General features: G+C 71.7%; 2 protein-coding genes. Both read right to left on the minus strand.

The annotated features are described in order from the left end of the window. Positions 1–25: 25 nt before the first annotated feature. Complete coding sequence (locus tag V1460_RS16380; RefSeq protein WP_338674449.1) at positions 26–235, minus strand: MbtH family protein; 210 nt, start codon at positions 233–235, stop codon at positions 26–28. Next, positions 232–19,311 carry an amino acid adenylation domain-containing protein gene (locus V1460_RS16385; RefSeq protein ID WP_338674450.1) on the minus strand — a complete coding sequence of 6,360 codons (19,080 nt, stop codon included), beginning with the start codon at positions 19,309–19,311 and terminating at the stop codon, positions 232–234. The genes V1460_RS16380 and V1460_RS16385 overlap by 4 nt, the downstream gene beginning before the upstream one ends. Positions 19,312–19,443: the final 132 nt, after the last annotated feature.

Here is a 19,443-nt window from a genome sequence, read left to right on the forward strand (position 1 = left end):
GCACCGCCGTGATCCGGTGCGGTGGTCAGCCGTCCATTGCCTCAGCCAGGCTCCGCGGCCGCATATCGGTCCAATGTGCTTCCACGTAGTCCAGGCACGCCTGCCGCGCGGCAGGCCCGTGGACGCTCCGCCAGCCGGCGGGTACGTCCACGAAATCCGGCCACAGGCTGTGCTGGTTCTCGTCGTTGACGAGCACCAGGTAGACGCCGTCAGGATCCTCGAACGGGTTGGTCATGAGCTGCCCCTCCTCTTCGTGTCCGCGTATTCGATCAGACCTTCCAGTGCCCGGAACCAGGTTCCGGCCAGGTCCTCGACCGTCTCACGGGCCAACAGCCCCTCCGCGTAGGCCCAGTGGGCGGCGAGCACAGGCCCGTCCGACCGGTTCTCGGCCACCACGTTGATCTCCAGGGCATGCCCCTGCCGCATCGCAGGCCCGGGGCCGATGTCCGCGTCGTCCTCCTCCGGAGCGTACGACCAGTCCGTGTCCTCCGGGACCCCGAATCGACCCAGATAGTTGAACTCGACCTGCGGAGGCGTGTGTCCGACCAGCACTTCGCGGGTCTTGGCATTGAGATGCCGCAGCAGTCCGAAACCGGTACCGCCCGAAGGCACCGCCGCAGCGGCCTCGCGGACCCGGCGCAGCGCCTCACCGGCGGCAGGACCGCCCGCCATCGCCTCGCGCGGATCGACCGGCCCGATGTCGAGCCGCACCGGGAACACACTGGTGAACCAGCCCACCGTGCGGGAGAGGTCGAAGCCGTCCCCGGCGAATTCCTCGTCCCGACCGTGTGCCTCGAGATCCACCAGCAGCGAGGTCCCCGAACCGCCGCTCCGTCCAAGCCAGTCGGCGAACGCCAGAGCGAGCCCCGTCAGCAGGACGTCGTCGACGCCGATACCCAGGAAGGCGGGCACCGTCGACAGCAGCGGCCCCGTGTGCCGTGCGGGCAGCCGCAGCGCCAACTCCCTCACCGTCGCGTTGGTGTCGCGGTCCGGCTCGGGTGTGCGCAACAGGGGGAGCTGCGCCGCTCCACCGCCCTCCAGCACCTCCGCCCACCGGTCCAGCTGCGCCTCGTGCTCCGGGGCCAGGGCCCGATCCGCCAGCAGCCGGGACCACCGTGCGAACGAGGTCTCCACCGGGTCGAGCCGCACCGGGCGCCCGGCCGACACATCCCGCCACGCCGCCGCGAGGTCGGGCAGCAGTACCCGCCAGGACACACCGTCCACGACCAGGTGATGCGCCATCAGCAGCAGCCGTCCCGGAGAGCCGCCCCCGTCGAACCACACCGCCCTCACCATCACACCCCGGTCCGGGTCCAGCAGCGAGCGGGCCGCCAGGGCCTGTTCGCGGACGACCCCGCCCAGGGCACCGGCATCGAGCCCGGACACATCCACCCGGTCGATCCAGGACCCGGCGTCCACCGCACCGACCGGTGGCACGTCCAGCGACCAGCCGTCGGCACTGGCGGTAGAAGGCCGCCGCAGCGTGGCCCGCAGCATGTCGTGCCGGTCGGCCAGTGCCTGGAGTACCGCCGTCAGACCCGGCAGATCGAGATCCGCCGGAGTGCGTACGAGCGCCGCCTGGTGATAGGTGGAGATCGGCCCACCCAGTTCGCGCAGCCAGTGCATCACCGGGGTGAGCGGCACGATCCCCGTACCGTCGTCGCAGGCCCGTGGGGCGGCGGCGTCGACGGCCACGGTGGCGGCGCTCAGCGCCGCCACCGTGCGGTGCCGGAAGACCAGCCGCGGGCTGATGCGCACACCTGCGGCGCGGGCCCGGCTGACCAGTTGCATCGCCACGATGCTGTCGCCGCCGAGGGCGAAGAAGTCGGCGTCCGCGCCCACGCTCTCCAGCCCCAGCAGGTCCGCGAACACGGCGCAGAGCGCCTCCTCGCGCTCATCGCGAGGAGGACGGCCCGAGGACAGCGCCGCGAAGTCGGGGGCCGGCAGCGCGCCTCGGTCCAGCTTGCCGTTCGCCGACTCGGGGAATCGTGCGAGCGGGACGACGGCGGCCGGGACCATGTGGTCCGGGAGATGGGCGGCGACGTGGCCCCGCAGCTCCGCACCGTCCACGGCCGCATCCGCGGCAGGCACCACATAGGCCACCAGCCGCCCGCGCCCGTCGTCCTGGTGCAGTGTCACCAGTGCCTGTCCGACCGCGGGATGCCGACTCAGCACCGACTCGATCTCCGTCGGTTCGATGCGGAACCCGCGGATCTTGATCTGGTCGTCGGCCCGCCCGAGGTAGTCGACGCGGCCGTCCTTCGTCCAGCGAGCCAGATCCCCGGTGCGGTACAACCGCGACCCCGGGGGGCCGAACGGGTCGGCCACGAACCGCTCGGCGGTCAGCCCCGGGCAGCCCAGATAGCCGCGTGCGAGGCCACCGCCCGCCAGATAGAGCTCGCCCGTCACCCCCGGCGGCACCGGGCGCAGCCCGCCGTCGAGCACAAACGCCCGGGTGCCGGCCACCGGTCGCCCGACAAGCGGGCGTTCGCTGTCTGCCACCCGTGCCACCAGCGCGTCCACCGTCGACTCGGTCGGCCCGTACAGGTTGAACACCTCGGTGCCCCGCAACGACGCCAGCCGTCGCCACAGCGCGAGCGGTACCGCCTCGCCACCCACACCGACGACCGCGAGCGGGCACATGGCAGCGTCGAGCAAGCCGCTCTCGGCCATCTGCGCGAAATACGACGGGGTGACTTCCAGGAAGTCGAAGCCGTACCGGAGGACCGCGGCGCCGAGCAGCTCGGGATCGCGCCGTACCTCATCGGAGACGATGTGGACGCAGTGCCCGTCCAGCAGCCACAACTGCGGCTGCCAGGAGGCGTCGAAGAAGAACGACCAGGCGTGCCCCGCGCGCAGGTGCCTGCGGCCGGTCGCGGCGACAGCCGGTGCGTACAGCGTCTCGCGGTGGCTGTGGAAGAGATGCCCCAGTGACGCGTGGGTGACCACCACACCCTTGGGTGTGCCGGTGGAACCGGAGGTGTAGATCACATACGCCGGATGGTGCGGGCTCAGCGGCCATGTGCGCTCCGCTTCGCCGATTCCCACGGAGTCCAGCTCGGCGATCCGCTGAGCGGTGGCGTGGTCGTCCAGCGCCAGCACCTCCGTCTCAGCGGGCAGCGTGCCGGTCAGTTGTGCCGTCGTGAGGGTGAGCACCGGTCGGGCATCGCCGAGGATTTGCGCGGTGCGCTCCGCCGGAGCATCGGGGTCGAGCGGCAGATAAGCGGCACCCGCCTTGTGGACCGCGAGGACCGCCTCCATGAACAGCACGGTACGCGGCAGTGCCAGGGCCACGATCCGCTCGGGGGCCGCGCCCCGCTCGATCAGCAGCCGAGCCAGGCGGTTGGCGCGGGTGTCGAGTGCCGTGTAGCTGAGCTCGACCCCTTCGCAGGCCACGGCGGGTGCGTTCGGCCAACGGCGTACGCAGGCGTCGAACAGCGCGGGCACGGTGGTGGCAGGACCCGGGAGCGGGCGGCTGTGCCAACCGGTCTGCAAGGACCGGAGCTCTTCCGCGTCCAGGATCCCGACGCGCCCGACGCGAAGGTCCGGATCCGCGGTGACGGCCCGCAGGAAGCGCCGTAGGCGGTCGGCGAAGGAACGGGCCGTCGCCGGATCGAACAGGTCGGCGCTGTACTCCAGCACGCCGTCCACCCCGTTGCCGTCGGCGCGCTCGACGAAGTCGAAGGAGAGGTCGAACTTGGCTGAGCCATGCGCCACCTCCTCCTGCCGGGCGCTGAGCCCTTCCAGTCGTTCCAGCCCGCCCGAGCCATGACCCGACGGCCCCGACCCGTCCGCACCCGCCGCCGCGAGATACACCACCATGACCTGGAACAGCGGATGGCGTGAGAGTGAACGCTCCGGGTTGACCGCCTCCACCAGGCTCTCGAACGGCACATCCTGGTGGTCGAAGGCCGCCAGGTCCGAGGTCCGCACCCGACTCAGCAGCTCACGGAAAGTCGGATCGCCCGAGGTGTCGGTGCGCAGCACCAGGGTGTTGAGGAAGAACCCGACCAGATCCTCCAGCGCCGCGTCTGTGCGCCCGGAGATGGGGCTGCCGATCGGAATGTCGTGTCCCGCGCCCAGCCTGGTGAGCAGAGCCGCCACCGCTGCCTGGAGCACCATGAACACGCTGACTCCGCTGTCGCGGGCCAGCCGCCGCAGCTTCGCCGCGAGTCCGGCGTCGAGCGAGAGGTCCACGCTGCCGCCGCGATGGCTTGCCTCCGCGGGGCGCGGACGGTCGACGGGCAGCGCCAGCTCATCGGGCAGACCGGCGAGTGCCCCACGCCAGTAGGCGATCTGACGTCCCGCGAGACTCTCCGGGTCCCGCTCGTCTCCCAGCACATCCCGCTGCCACATCGTGTAGTCGGCGTACTGCACCGACAGTGGTGCCCAGCCGGGCGCGCGGCCTTCCTTCCGGGCGGCATAGGCGAGGGCCAGATCCCGGTGCAGTGGACGCTCCGACCACTCGTCGCCCGCGATGTGGTGCAGGAGCAGCAGGAGTGCCCACTCGCCCGCACCGGTACGGAACAGATGCACGCGCAGCGGGGGTTCACGGTCGAGTGCGAACCCGTACGCCCCCGCCTCTGCCATCCGGCCGGACAGCCGCTCCTGGGCGACGTCCTCCACCTCGAACGGGATGCGTACCCGGTCCGCGTCCAGGATCCGCTGGTAGGCCCGGCCGCCCTCGTCGGGGAACACCGTGCGCAGCGTCTCGTGGCGCTCCACGAGGTCGTGCACGGCGGACCGGAGGGCATCGGGATCGAGCTCGCCCGACAACCGCCACGCGGTGGGGATGTTGTAGGTGGCACCAGGGCCCTCCACACGGTAGAGCACCCACAGCCGTTGCTGGGCCGAGGACAGCGGCAGCCGGTCCGGGCGCGCCCGGACGGCCGGCGCGGGCCGAGCCCCCGGCCCGTCCGTGCCCTCCGGGGAGAGGCGCTCGGCGAGACGCGCCACGGTCGGGGCGTCGAACACGGTGCGCAGGGACAGCTCGGCTTCGAGCACCGAGCGGATCCGGGACACCAGCCGCATGGCGAGCAGGGAGTGCCCGCCCAGGGCGAAGAAATCGTCGTCGACCCCCACCGCCGGCACCTCGAGCACGGCGGCGAAGGCTTCGCACAGCAGCTCCTCACGAGGCGAACGGGGGTTGCGGCCCGCACCCGCCGCAGCGAAGTCCGGTGCGGGCAGCGACCGCTCATCCAGCTTGCCGCTCACTGTGCGCGGCAGCCGAGGCACCGGGACGAACGCGGCGGGCACCATGTGCGGGGGCAGAGCCGCTGCCACCCGCTCACGGAGCGCCGCCGCGTCCGGCGCACGGTCACCGGCCGGCACGACATACGCCACCAGCCTCGGGGCGCCGGGAGTGTCCTCGCGCAGCACCACGGCGGCCAGGGACACCTCCGGATGCCCTGCGACGGCCGTTGCGACCTCGCCCGGCTCGATACGGAAGCCACGCAGTTTCACCTGGGCGTCGGTCCGTCCCAGGAACTCCAGCCCACCGTCCCGGCGGCGCCTGGCCAGATCGCCCGTGCGGTACATCCGGCTCCCCGTGGCGCCGAAGGGATCCGCGACGAAGCGTTCGGCGGTCAGCCCGCGCCGGTTCGGATAGCCGCGGGCCAGCCCGGCCCCGGCCAGATATACCTCGCCCGTCACCCCGGTCGGTACCGGCCGCAGCTGCCGGTCGAGCACATGGGCACGGACGTTGCCGAGCGGGGCTGCCCACGCACCGCTCCCGTCCGGACCCGGTCCGTGCCGCCCGTAGGCGTCCACCGTGCACTCCGTCGGTCCGTACAGGTCGTGCGCCTGGACGCCGGGCAGCGCACAGAGCCGTTGCCACAGGGCGTCCGGGACCGCCTCACCGCCCACGGTGACCACTCCGGGCACGAAACCGCCGTCCGAGAGCAATCCGTGGTGGACCAGCTCGCTGAGATACGTCGGTGTCACGTCCAGGTAGTCGATCCGCTCCCGTGCCAGCAAGTCCGGCAGCTCGGCCGGATCGGTGACCACGGCCTCGTCGGCGATGTGCAGTTCATGCCCAGCGAGCAGCCACATCAGCGGGGTCCACGAGGCGTCGAAACCGAACGACGTGGTGTGGACGGCCCGCAGCCGGTCACGGCCGGCGGCTCGCGTCGCGGAGGCGATCAGACCGTCGCGGTGCGCGGCGAACAGGTTGCCGAGCCCCCCGTGGGTGCACACGACCCCCTTGGGGCTGCCCGTCGAACCGGAGGTGAAGATGACATAGGCGGCGTTCGACGGTGCGGGCGGCGCCCAGGACGAAGCGACCGCCGACCGACCGGGCAGCGCGTCGCCGAACAGGACGCGCACGCACCCCCGGGGGAGCCCCGCCGCCCGTTCCTCGGTGGTCAGCACGAACAGCGCGCCCGCGTCGCCGAGCATGAAGTCCAGCCGCTCGGCCGGGTACGCGGGATCGAGGGGGAGGTACGCGGCGCCTGCCTTGAGCACTCCCAGGATCGCGGGCACCATCAGCGGCCTCGGCAGCGCGAGAGCCACGACCGTCTCGGTGCCCGCACCGCGGCTCTGCACCAGTCGGGCCACGGCGTCGACACGCTCGGCCAGTTCGCGGAAGGTGAGCCGCTCGCCGCCCGCGACCAGCGCCGGGGCGTCCGGTAGGGCCCGCACGGTCGCGTCCAGGATCTCCGGTATCGATCGGGCCTCCACCGGCCGCTCGGTGGCGTTCCACAGCGTCGCGAAGGCTGCCTCCTCCTCGGCGGTGAGCACCCGCAGCATGCCCAGGGGCCGCCCGGGGTCGGCGGCGACCTGCTCCAGTAGGTTCACCAGCCGTGCGAGCAGGGCCGTCGCCGTCTCCTCGTCGCTCAGATCGGTGGCGTACTCCAGCAGGAGCCCGATGTCACGGCCGGGACCGTGATCGACCACGGTGAAGTCGAGATCGAACTTGGTCGCACCTGCATCCATATCCGACCACTCGGTGGGCAGACCGAACAGATCCGGGTCCCCGTCCGGCCGGTGGTGGTAGCCGAGCATCACCTGGAACAGCGGATTGCGGTCGGCTGCCCGTGTGGGGTTCACCGCCTCCACGACCCGGTCGAACGGTATGTCCTGATGCTCGAACGCGGCCAGTGCCGCCTCCCTGACCCGCCCGAGCAACTCGGTGAAGTCCGGGTCTCCGGACACGTCCGTGCGCAGTACCAGCGTGTTGACGAAGAAGCCGACGAGTTCGTCGACCGCGCTGTCGGTACGTCCGGCGATCGGTGCGCCGAGCGGGATGTCGTCACCCGCGCCGATCCGGTGCAGCAGAGCCGCCGTCGCAGCCTGGAACAGCATGAACATGCTGACCTGGTGAGCGGCCGCCAGTTGCCTCAGCGCGGCAGCGGACGCGTCCGGCAGCACCGAGCGCACCACCGCACCCCGGCCCGTGCCACGGGCCTCACCCGGCCTGTCCAGTGGAAGCGGGATCTCGTCGGGCAGCCCGTCGAGCGTGCGGCGCCAGTACGCCAGCTGCCGTTCCCCGACCTCGGCGAGCAGCTGCTCTTGCCACAGCGTGTAGTCGGCGTACTGCACCGGAAGGGGAGTCCATCCGGGCTCGCGCCCGTCGACCCGGGCCCCGTACGCGCGCTCCAGATCGGCCAGGAACGGCCGGTCCGACCACTCGTCGGTGGTGATGTGGTGCAGCACCAGCGCCACCACCCGGTCGCCGGGCCCCAGACGCAGCACCTCCGCGCGCAGCGGTAGGCCCTCCTCCAGATCGAAGGGGCGGCGCTGCGCGTCCGCGATCCGAGCCGGCAGTTCGGCCTCCGTGCAGTCGACCACCCTGAATTCCGGCTCGACCTGGTCGGCGGGGACGATCCACTGGCACGGCTCGCCGTCCACGACCACGAACCGTGTCCGCAGAGACTCATGGCGCAGCATCACATCACGGATCGCGCTCCGCAGGGCATCCGGATCGAGCTCACCCCGGGGCCTGAACACCAGCGGGAAGTTGTACGCGGACCCACTCCCGGTGATCCGCTCGACCAGCCACAGCCGCCGCTGGGCCGCCGACAGCGGAATCCGCTCGGGGCGCCCAGCGGCCTCCAGCACGGGGCGCCGTGACCGCGCGGCCGCGCCGTCCGGCGCCCGCAACGCCAGCGTTTCGGGTGTGGGCGCCTCGAACAGATCCCGGATCGCGAGCTCGGCCCCCAGCTCCGTACGAGCCCGGCTGATCAGCCGGGTGGCGAGCAGCGAATGCCCACCCAGGTCGAAGAAGTCGTCCTCGGCGCCGGTTCGGGGCAGCCCCAGCACCTCCGCGAAGAGGCGGCACAGCACCTCCTCCACCGGGGTGTGGGGCCCACGGCCCTCCGACAGGACCACTGCGGGCTCGGCATCCGGCAGCGCCCGCACGTCCAGCTTGCCGTTGCCGTTCATCGGGAGCGCCGAGAGGACGACGAACGCGGCAGGCACCATATGGCCCGGCAGCCGCTGCCCCAGGTCCTCCCGTAGTCGCCGCACCAGCGCGCCGTTGCCCCGGTTCGCGGCCGGGGAGTTCGCGTACGGCGCCCCACCGCGGTCGCGGCGCGGACGGTGGAGCCCCACCGTGCGCGCATGCTCGGCTCCCCGGACGAACACGGCGTCATAGAAACCGGGTTCATCCGACCAGGTGGTGAGCACGCGGTAGCCATGGGCGCCGCCCAAGGTGTGCAGCTCATCCGGCTCCACCCCGACCGGCCCGGTGCGGACCGGCATCCGCCCATTGTCCAGGCGGCCCAGCACGGTGAGATCGGCGGCCGTCCGGGGATCGGGCACCCGGCACACCCGAAGCGCTTCCGCATGCCGCCGTCGACCCTCGAGGCGTACGGCGAGGTCCGCAGGTCCCGCCCAGTCGAGCGCCGGAGCGTCATCGAGCCGCAGCACATCGGCCGGGTCGGCGGGCGACCCGTACAGGACGACGTCGTAGCGGTACCGGGTCAGCTCGTTGTGGTGCCCGCCGTCCTTGGTCCGCAGTTCGACACCGACCCCGAGCGTGGCGAACCAGTCCGGGTCGACGAGCAGTTCCTTCTCCAGGGCGAGCCCCCGGTCGACCGCCCGCTGCAAGGTGTCGGGGGCGGCGCCGTCGGACGCCCGTGCCGCCTGGATGCCCGCCTGGAACACCCGGGCCTGCCGCAGATCGCGGACATCCCCGAGAAACAGCGACCCACCCGGAGCCAGCAGCCCCATGGCGCCGCGGATCACTTCGCCCAGGTACTCCAGGCTCGGGAAGTACTGCGCCACCGAGTTGATCACGATCGTGTCGAAGAACCCGGCGGGCAGCCCCTCGCCGTCGTCGGCCGCCTGGCAGCGCAGCTCCACCTTCCGCGCCAGCTCAGGGGCCGTGGCCAGGTCCGCACCCAGCTTCCGGATCACCGGCGCCGCGAAGTCCGTGGCCCAGTACGCGTCCACGTCCGGCGCGAGCCGGGACAGCAGCAGTCCGGAGCCCACCCCGATCTCCAGTACACGGCGCGGCTGCAGCTCGCGGATGCGCCGGACCGTCGCCTCACGCCACTCGCGCATGTGTTCAAGCGGGATGGGGGTGCCGTCGTACGAGCTGTCCCAGCCGGCGAAGTCCTCGGTGAACAGCGCCGTCCCGATCGTGCTGTACTCGGCCGCGTAGATCTCCTGCCACTCACCGACCTGGTCACGCTCCGCCGCCGAGCGCTCCCGGGCGTCCGGTTCGGCCGCGACGACATAGCCCACCAGCCGCCGAGTGCCGGGCGCGGACTCGTCGTCGCGGGCCACCACGGCGGCCTGGGCCACCCTCGGGTGCCGCACCAGTGCGGTCTCGATCTCACCCAGCTCGACGCGGTGCCCGCGGATCTTGACCTGGTCGTCCGTGCGTCCGATGAAGTCGATGTTGCCGTCCGCGCGCCTGCGGACCAGATCGCCCGTCCTGTACAGACGTTCACCGGCCCGTCCGTACGGGTCCGCCACGAAGCGCTCGGCGGTGAGTCCCGGTCTTCCGAGGTAGCCGCGGGCCAGTCCGGTGCCCGCGATGTACAGCTCACCGGCCACGCCGTCCGGCACCGGACGCAGCCAGGTGTCGAGTATCCGGGCACGGGTGGCGCGGATCGGGCGGCCCACGGTCGGGGTGGCGCTGTCCCCGGTGCCGCCGCCGAGCGTGTTGATCGTGTACTCGGTGGGCCCGTAGAGGTTGTAGCCGTACGTCCCCTCCGTGTCCCGCAGTGTGTTCCACACCGTTTCGGTGACCGCCTCGCCGCCGAGCAGCACCAGGGGCGGGCGGTGGCCCTCCAGCAGCCCCTCGTCGATCAGCAGGTGGGCGTATGTCGGCGTCACGTTCACCACGTCGACCCGGTGCTCCTCGCAGTACGCGACGAGAGCGATGGCGTCGCGCCGCAACTCCTCGTCGCAGATGTGCACCTCATGGCCTTCGACCAGCCACAGCAACTCCTCCCAGGACATGTCGAAGGCGAACGACACGGTGTGCGCGACGCGCAGCCTGCGGCCACCGGCAGCCGCGACCGCCGGGGCGAAGATCTCCCTCTGGTGGTTGAGCTGCATGTTCGTCAGCCCCACATAGGGGGTGACCACCCCCTTGGGGCGGCCTGTGGAGCCCGATGTGTAGATCACGTATGCCGGATGATCCAGGCCGAACGACACCCGTACGGGCGCGTCCGGCAGCCCGGCCAGTTCGGTGGCCACCCGCGGGTCGTCGAGCAGCACGCGCGCCGTGCCCTCGTCCAGCGTCCGTGACACCGCCGCAGTCGTCAGCAGGAGCAGCGGACTCGCGTCGGCCAGCATCAGGGACAACCGCTCGGCGGGATGGTCGAGTTCGAGCGGCAGATACGCGGCACCGGTGCGCAGCACCGCGAACAGCGCCACGACCATGTCGATCGAGCGCGGTATGCCCAGCGCGACGATCTTCTCCGGCCCCGCGCCCCGCGCGATGAGGAGGCGAGCCAACCGGTCGCAGCGGGAGTCCAGTTCGGCGTATGTCAGCGTCGCTGCGCCGAAGACCAGCGCCGTCGCGTCGGGTGTCCGAAGAGCTTGGGCGGCCAGCAGATCCGCCACCGTCTGGCGCGGCACCGGCTGCCGGTTGTCCGCCTCCGCCCGGGCCAGCGCCGCGGTCTCGGACCTGAGCAGGGGGTCCAGCGATCCGACGGGCGCCGCGGGGGCCGCGACCAGCCTCCCGACCAGGACCACGAACCGGTCCAGCAGGCCCTGTGCGTCGTCATGGTCCAGGACGTCCGGTCGGTGGGCCAGGGTGACCCGGATCCGCTCCCCGGGAGTGACGATCAGGTTGGCCGGATAGTGGGTGGCGTCGACATTGGCGACGGCCTCAGCGCCGTGGCGGTCGCGCAGATCGGCGAGTCGTTCCTCCGTGTCCGCGTTGCGCAGCACGAACAGTGTGTCGAACAGCCTGCGGTGACCCGTCTCCGCCTGGAGCACACCGAGCCCGAGGTACTCGTACGGCATGACCTCCATCCGCTCCGCCTGCACACGCAGCAGCAGGTCCAGGACCGGCTCGCGCGGATCGAACGACAGGCGCGTCGGCACGGTGTTGAGGAAGAGCCCGATGACATGCTCGACGTCCGGCACCTCGCTCGGCCGCCCGGCCACCGTGGCGCCGAACACCACGTCCGTACGGCCGGTGGCACTCGCCAGGGCCAGTCCCCAGGCGGTGTTGAGCACGGTGTTGAGGGTCAGTCCGCGGCCACGGGCCAGTGTGCGCAGTCGCGCGGCCGTGTCCGTGTCGAGCACGGCGTGCAGCAGCTCCGGGATCACCGGATCGGGGCCACGGCCGGACACCCCGGGCACCAGCAGCGTGGGCTCCTCCAGACCGGACAGGGCGGCACGCCAGACGGTGGTCGCCCGACCCTCGTCCTGGCGCTCCAGCCAGCTCAGATAGTCCCGGTAGGAGCCGGTGGGCTCGAGGCCGCCGGTGTCGCCGCCGCTCTCGTAGAGGGCGAACAACTGGTCGAGGAACAGCCAGGCTGACCAGCCGTCCCAGAGGATCAGATGACGTCCGATCACCAGCCGGTCCCCGAGCCCGCCGCCCCGCCGGATGAGCAGCATCCGCAGCAGCGGTGGACGGGACAGGTCGAAACGACGGGACCGCTCCCGCTCCAGCAACTCCGCCATACGCTGCTCTTGCCGGTCGGGTGCCAGGTCCGTCAGATCCACCTCGCGCAGCGGCTCCTCGACCTCGCGCACGAGGAACTGCACCGGACGGCGCTGCCCCTCGCTGGTGAACCCGGCCCGCAGGCTCTGGTGGCGGGCGAGCAGTGCTCGCGCCGCCAGGCGCAGCCGTTCGACGTCCACCGGGTCGGCGAAGTCGAACGACTCATGGACCGTGTACACGTCCAGCGCCGCGTCGTCATAGGCCGAGTGGAAGAACAGGCCTTCCTGCAAGGGGGCGAGTGGCCACACATCCTCGACCCGGCCGGGGGCGATCCGCTCGATCCGCTCCCGCTCATCGGCCGTCAGCGTGAACGCGCTGCCGACCGCCGCCTGCTCGCCGGTCTCCGACGCGGGCACGGCTCCGGCCGCCACCGCAAGCGCCGCCGGTGTGCGGTGGGTGAAGACCTCGCGCGGGCCGATCGCGAGACCGGCGCGACGGGCCCGGCTGCACACGGAGACGGAACTGATGCTGTCGCCGCCGAGCAGGAAGAAGTCGTCGTCGATGCCGACATCCGGGACGTCCAGCACCCTGGCGAAGACCTCCGTCAGCACCCGCTCCCGCTCGTCGCGCGGCGCGCGCGGCGCGGCCCGTACGGCCCTGGGCGCGGGCAGGGATGCGTGGTCGAGCTTGCCGCTGGGCGTGAGCGGCAGTGCTTTGATGACGACCCAGGCACCGGGCACCATGGTGGGGGGAAGCAGCTCCGACAGGGCGTTCCGCCACTGTGCCACCTGCTGACCCTGGTCATCGGTCCCGATGCGCGGCGCCACCACGTAGGCGACGAGGGCACCGTCGCGAACCGCGACGGCCGCCTGCTCCACCCCGGGGACCCGCAGCAGCGCGGCCTCGATCTCGCCGGGCTCGACGCGGTTGCCGTGCAACTTGACCTGCCGGTCGGTGCGGCCGAGGTACTCCACCACCCCGTCCGCGCGCCGCCGCACCAGATCACCCGTCCGGTACATCCGGGTGCCGGGCGGGCCGAAGGGGTCGGCCGTGAACCGCACGGAGGTCAGCGTCGGCTGGCCGTGGTATCCGCGGGCGAGCTGGACACCGGTCACATAGAGCTCGCCTGGCACCCCGTCGGGCACCGGCCGAAGACACAGATCGAGCACGCGCAGACCGGTGTTCCACACCGGGCGGCCGATGGGCACGCTGGAGCAGCCCATGCCGTCGACGGACGGCTCGAAGGGGTGGTGGGTCACGTCGACGGCGGTCTCGGTGGGGCCGTAGAGGTTGTGCAGCGGCACTCCGGTGAGGGCCTGCCAGCGGTGGGCCGCGGCGCGTGGCAGCGCCTCACCGCTGCTGAACACCCGGCGCAGCGAAGCGGACCAGGACGGATCGGCTGTGACCTCGTCCGAACGGAGGAACGCCTCCAGCATCGACGGCACGAAGTGCATGGTGGTGATGCGCTGCCGCCGGACGAGCGCCGCGAGATACGCCGGGTCGCGGTGTCCGTCCGGTCGGGCCAGTACGACGGCGGCGCCTTCCACGACGGGCCAGAAGAACTCCCACACCGACACGTCGAAGCTGGACGGCGTCTTCTGGAGCACCCGGTCGTCGGCGCGCAGCCCGTGGGCGCCCTGCATCCAGGCGAGTCGGTTGAGGATGGCACGGTGGGTGACGACCACGCCCTTGGGGCGACCGGTGGACCCGGAGGTGTAGAGCAGATAGGCCGGATCGTCGGGGACCGCCGCAGGAGTCTCCCGTCCGTCTCCGGCGACCGGGAGCCCCGGCGCGTCCTCAGGGCCGTTCGGAGCGTCCAGCAGCAGGACGGCGGTGCCCGCGGGCAAGGGTAGCCGGTCCACAGAGTCGGACAGGGTCAGCACCGTCGTGGTACCGGAGGAGGCGAGCATGTACGACACGCGTTCGCCCGGATAGTCCGGATCGAGCGGAAGATACCCGGCCCCCGACTTCAGTACGCCGACGAGTGCCACCATCAGCTCCACCGACCGGGGCACGGCGACCGCGACGAACGCGCCCGGACCGATACCGAGCTCCCGCAGCCGGGCGGCCAGCGCTTCGGCGCGCGCGTCCAGTTCGGCGTAGGTCAGGTGCTGCTCGTCGAACACCACGGCCACGGCGTGCGGGTCGCGGACGGCCTGCGCCGCCAGAGCGGTGGCGAGCGTACCGGGCGGGACGGTGTGCTCCGCACCGTACTGATGCGCATGCAGCGCCTCGTCCGGGGCGAGCAGTTCGACCCGGCCTGCGGGTTGTGCCGAATCGGCGGCGACCGCCTCCAGGATTCGGGCCAGCCGTTCGCCGAGCGCGCGGACGGCATCGGAGCCGATCCGGTTCTCGTGGTACTTGAACCGCAGGTCCAGACGCTTCCCGGGCCGTGCGATCAGGGCCAGCGGATAGTGCACGGTGTCATGGAACTCGTCGCCGGCGATCCCGACGCCTCCCGACGCGTCCCGCAGGCCCGTAGCCGTCGGATAGTTCTCCACCACCAGCAGTGTGTCGAAGAGTTCACCCGCGCCGACGTGCCCGGCGAGTCGCTGGAGCTCCGCCAGTCCCAGGTGCTGGTGGTCGAGCAGCCGCGCCTGCTCGTCCTGGAAGCGGGTCAGAACGCCGCTGAGTGCCTCACCCGGTGCCCAGCGCAGCCGTGTCGGCAGGGTGTTGATGAACAGACCGACCATCGTGTCGATACCGTCCACCTCGCCGTCGCGCCCCGAGACCGACGTGCCGAACACCACGTCGTCGCGTCCGGTGAGCCGTCCGAGCAGCAGCCCCCAGGCGGCCCCCAGCACCGTTCCGAGTGTGACCCCGCAGGCCCGGGCCTGCTCGCCGAGGCGCGCGGTGATCCGTTCGGACAGTTCGACCCGTATCTGCCCCGGACGCAGTGGCCCGCTCCCGGAAGGGCCGTCCACCAGCCGGGTCGGTCCGTCGAGCCCCGCGAGCGCGGTACGCCAGGCCGCTCGGGCGGGCTCGGCCTTCCGCGCGCCCAGTGACCGCAGGAACTCGCGGTACGGCGTGACCGGTTCGAGCCTCGGCACCGGCACGCCGTAGCACGCCATCAGTTCGCGGTGCAGCACCGGCAGCGACCAGCCGTCGGCCACGATGTGGTGAAACGTCAGCAGGAGCCTGCTGTGACCTGCCTCGAGGCGGATCAGCGCGCAGCGCACCAGAGGGGGCACGGCCAGGTCGAATCCGCTGTCCCGCTCCTCCCCGGCAACGGCCCGGCTCAGGGACGCCCGAGCCCCGCTGTCATCCGCGGAGAGATCGACCTCCCGCCACGGCAACTCCACATCCCGGGCGATGATCTGCACCGGGGTGCCGTCCGGCCGCTGGCGGAAGGCGGCCCGCAGGGGCGCGTGGCGCTCCAGCAGCAGTTGAACGGACCGCCGCAGCTCCGCTCCGTCGACCGGACCCTCCAGTTCGAGCGCCTGCTGGACCACGTACAGATCGCCGTCCTGCCCCTCGGCCAGGGCATGGAAGAAGAACCCCTGCTGCAGTGGCGTGAGGGGCAGCAGTTCCTCGACGGCCAGCGGATGCGTTCCCTGGACGACCGCCACTTCCGCTGCGTCCCGCTCATCGGGCGATGAGGCCTCGGACGCCTGCGGTGCCGCGGTGCGCTCCACGGCCACCCTCGCCAGCGCCTCGACCGTACGGTGCCGGAATACCTCCCGCGCGGTGAGCCGCAGTCCGGCGATGCGAGCCCTGATCAGCAGCTGGATCGCGGTGATGCTGTCCCCGCCGAGTGCGAGGAAGTCGTCCTCCGCGGTGACCGAACCGAGCCCGAGCACCTCCGCGTACAGCCGGGCCAGCAGCCGTTCTCGGGCGGTACTCGGCGGACGTCCGGAGCTCATGGCCGCGTGGTCCGGTACCGGCAGCGCCCTGGCGTCGATCTTGCCGCTGGGGGTCACCGGCAGGGCGTGCACGGGCACGAAGGCCGACGGCACCATGTAGTCGGGCAGGTGCCCGGCGGCGAACCCGCGAAGTGTCCGCATCAGGGCGCCCACGTCACGGAAGGGCGCCGGTCGATTGGCGCGTGGGTGCGCCGCCGCGGTGCGGTACAGGCCGTCGACCGGACCCTCCAGCGGACCGTCCACGACAGGACCCGCGGGCACGAAGACCGCGTCGAAGGCTCCGTCGTCGGAGCTCCCGTTCCAGGTCAGGGCGGCACGACAGCCGTGGTCCGCGGCCAGCGCGTGGAAGTGCTCCGGGTCCACACCCCGGCCGTGCTGCGTGCCCCCATTGCCGTCCAGCCGCCGCAGGTCGGCGAGGTCGTCGGTGAGACGGGCGTTGGGGACACCGGTGACCCGCAGGCGCTGCCGGCCTTCGTCGAGCAGCCGTGCCAGCCCGGTGAGCCCGCCGGTCGCGGACCAGCCGACCTCCCGCTCCGCGGGTAGCTCCCGGGTCCGCCGCCCGGGGCGCAGCACGACGTCGTACCGGTAGCGGCTGAGCTCGTTGTGGTGGGCGGCGCGCTTCAGCCGGATCTCCGAGTGGAATCCGTCGAGGGAGGCGAAGAAGTCCGGATCGAGGAGGAGTTCACCCTCCCAGCGCACCGAGCGCTCGACCGCGGCGAGCAGTGCGCTCTCGTCGACGCCGTCCCCGGGGGTCCGGGAGGCCGCGCGCCGGGTTGCCACCGCCGCGCGCAGTGTGCGCAGCAGTCGCAGATTGCGCACGTCCCCGAGGAAGATCCGGCCGCTCGGGGCCAGTAGCGGGGTCATCCGGCGCAGCACGTCCACGAGGTAGTCGGCACTCGGGAAGTACTGGGCCACCGAGTTGACGACGATGGTGTCGAAGAAGCCGGATGGCAGCCCTTCCATATCGTGCGCGGGACGAGCCAGCAGCTCCACTCTCCCCGCGAGTCCGGGATCGGCGTCCACGCGGGCGCGCAATGCGGAGATCGCCTCCTGGGAGAGGTCCGTCCCCCAGTAGTCCTCGCAGTGGGGAGCGAGCCGCGAGAGAATCAGTCCACTGCCGACTCCGATCTCCAACACCTTTCCCGGGGTACCGAGTCCACGGATGCTGCGGACGGTCGCCGCACGCCACTCGCGCATCTCGTCGAGAGGGATCGGCAGTCCGTCGTACATGCTGTTCCAGCCGGCGAAGTCGTCCCTCGACCCGTCGGGAGCGGCTGCCCGGTAAAAGAGTTCATGCAGTTCCTTCCACCCTTCGACCAGCGCGTCCCGGTCCTCGGCGACCGGACCGTCGAGTGCGGGCACGACATAGGCGGCAAGACGCCGGTCACCTGGGCTGTCCTCACGGGCCACCACGGTGACCTCGCCGACGGCCGGGTGACGCCGCAGTACGGACTCGATCTCGCCCGGCTCGATACGGAAGCCGCGGATCTTCACCTGCGTGTCGGCCCGCCCGAGGAACTCCAGCCTCCCGTCGGCCGTCCAGCGGACCAGGTCACCCGTGCGGTACAGGCGGTCGCCGCGCTCTCCGAAGGGATCGGCGACAAAGCGCTCGGCCGTCAGCCCAGACCGGCCCAGGTATCCGCGGGCGAGTCCGCCGCCGCCGAGATACAGCTCACCGATGACACCCGGCGGCACGGGGCGAAGCGAGGGGTCCAGCACGTACGCCCTGGTACCGGGGTCGGGCACGCCGATCGGGACGATGGAGCCGCTTCCGATGTCCGGATCGCACAACCCGAGCGTGGAGTTGGTGGTGGCCTCGGTCGGCCCGTAGGCGTTGAACATCAAGCGGCCGCGTGCGTAGCGGGCCACCAGCTCGGGCGAGACGCGCTCCGTGCCCGCCAGCAGTGTCGCCGTCGGCGGCAGGTGCGCGTCGTCGGGCATGGCGGCGAGCAGTACGGGTGGCAGGATCATGAAGGTGATGCCGTGCTCATGGGCGTAGTCGGCCAACTCGGCCCCGGGAAAGCGCCGTTCGGCGGGTACGACGACGAGCCGGCCACCCGAGAGCAGCCCGAGGCACAGGTCCCAGAAGGCGACGTCGAAGCTCGGCGAGGCGAACTGCAGCACACGGCTGTGGGGGCCGATCCCGAACCGCGCGGTCTGGGTCGCGACGAGTTTGGCCACACCACCGTGGGTGAGCACGACCCCCTTGGGACGGCCGGTTGACCCCGAGGTGTAGATGACGTAGGCCGCGTTCAGCACCGACAGCGGGGCACCCCGGTCCGCGTCGGTGGGACCGTGCGCGGGTCGCCGCGCCAGCTCCGCGGCCGTATCCGGCGAGTCCAGCGCCAACAACGCCGTTTCGTCCGGCCCCGGGAGTTCCCGTGCCGTCTGCGCAGTGGTCACGACGCAGACGGGGGTGGCGTCTTCCAGCATGTACGCGATGCGTTCGGTGGGATAGTCATGGTCGATGGGCAGGTAGGCGGCGCCCGACTTCAGTACGGCGATCTCGGCGACGAACAGGTCCACGGAGCGCGGCAGCGCGAGGGCGACGATCCGTTCCGGTCCCGCGCCCCGCGCGATGAGGGCGTGCGCCAGCCGGGACGTCCGCTCGTCCAACTCCGCGTAGGTCAACTGCTCGTGCTCCAGCACCAGGGCGACGGCGCCGGGGCGGCTGCGCACCTGTTCGGCGAACATCGCGGGCCAGGTCGCCTCGGGAACGGTGTGCCGGGTCGCGTTCCAGTCGTGCACGATCCGCCGGTACTCGTCCGCGTCCATCAGTTCCAGGGCGCCGACGGGTGCTCCCGGCCGTGCAACCGCGTCCGCCAGCAGGGTGAGGTAGTGGCGCAGCATGCGTTCCACGGTGGCGCAGTCGAACAGGTCGGTCGCGTAGGTCGCCCGTAACATCCCGCCCGCTGCGTCGAGCAGCAGGTCCAGAGGTTCGGGGAGATCTCCGGCCGGGCGCCCGTCGGTCCCGAAGGCGATGCGGATGCCCAGCCCGCCGCCCGCCCAGGAGCGCGACTCATCGGCGAGAACGCTCAGCGGTAGCCGGTGGGCCTCCGCCTCCTGACGCGTCTGTTCGACCCGGCGCTCGAACTCCCGGAAGGTGGAGGCGTGTTCGAGACTGACACGCAGCGGAAGCCCGTCGTACAGCACGGTCGGGTCGGTCGCGCCGCTGTAGCGGTGCAGCAGAGTGAGGAAGGCCGCGAGCAGTACGGAATCGGGAGCGCCGGACGGCACGGCGGGTCCGTCGAGCCCGCTGGTCCGCTGCTCCCGAGCGCCTTCCGGGGCCGGCGGCCGGTCCGTGGGGAGGGTGACCGCCTGTGGAAGCGGTGTCAGAATCCGTCGCCAGTAGGCCAGTACTTCCTCGGAACCGCACACGTAGCCGTCCCTCCCCGAACAGGTCGAGTCCCGGCGCGTGGCCGGGGGATCGGCGACATACTAAGGTAAGGGTTACCTAATTCACAGAGGGTCGGTGGCTTCCCCGGAGAGGGGAGTTCCGGCCACACTCGT

It is taken from the genome of Streptomyces sp. SCSIO 30461, from assembly GCF_037023745.1.
GTDB lineage: Bacteria > Actinomycetota > Actinomycetes > Streptomycetales > Streptomycetaceae > Streptomyces.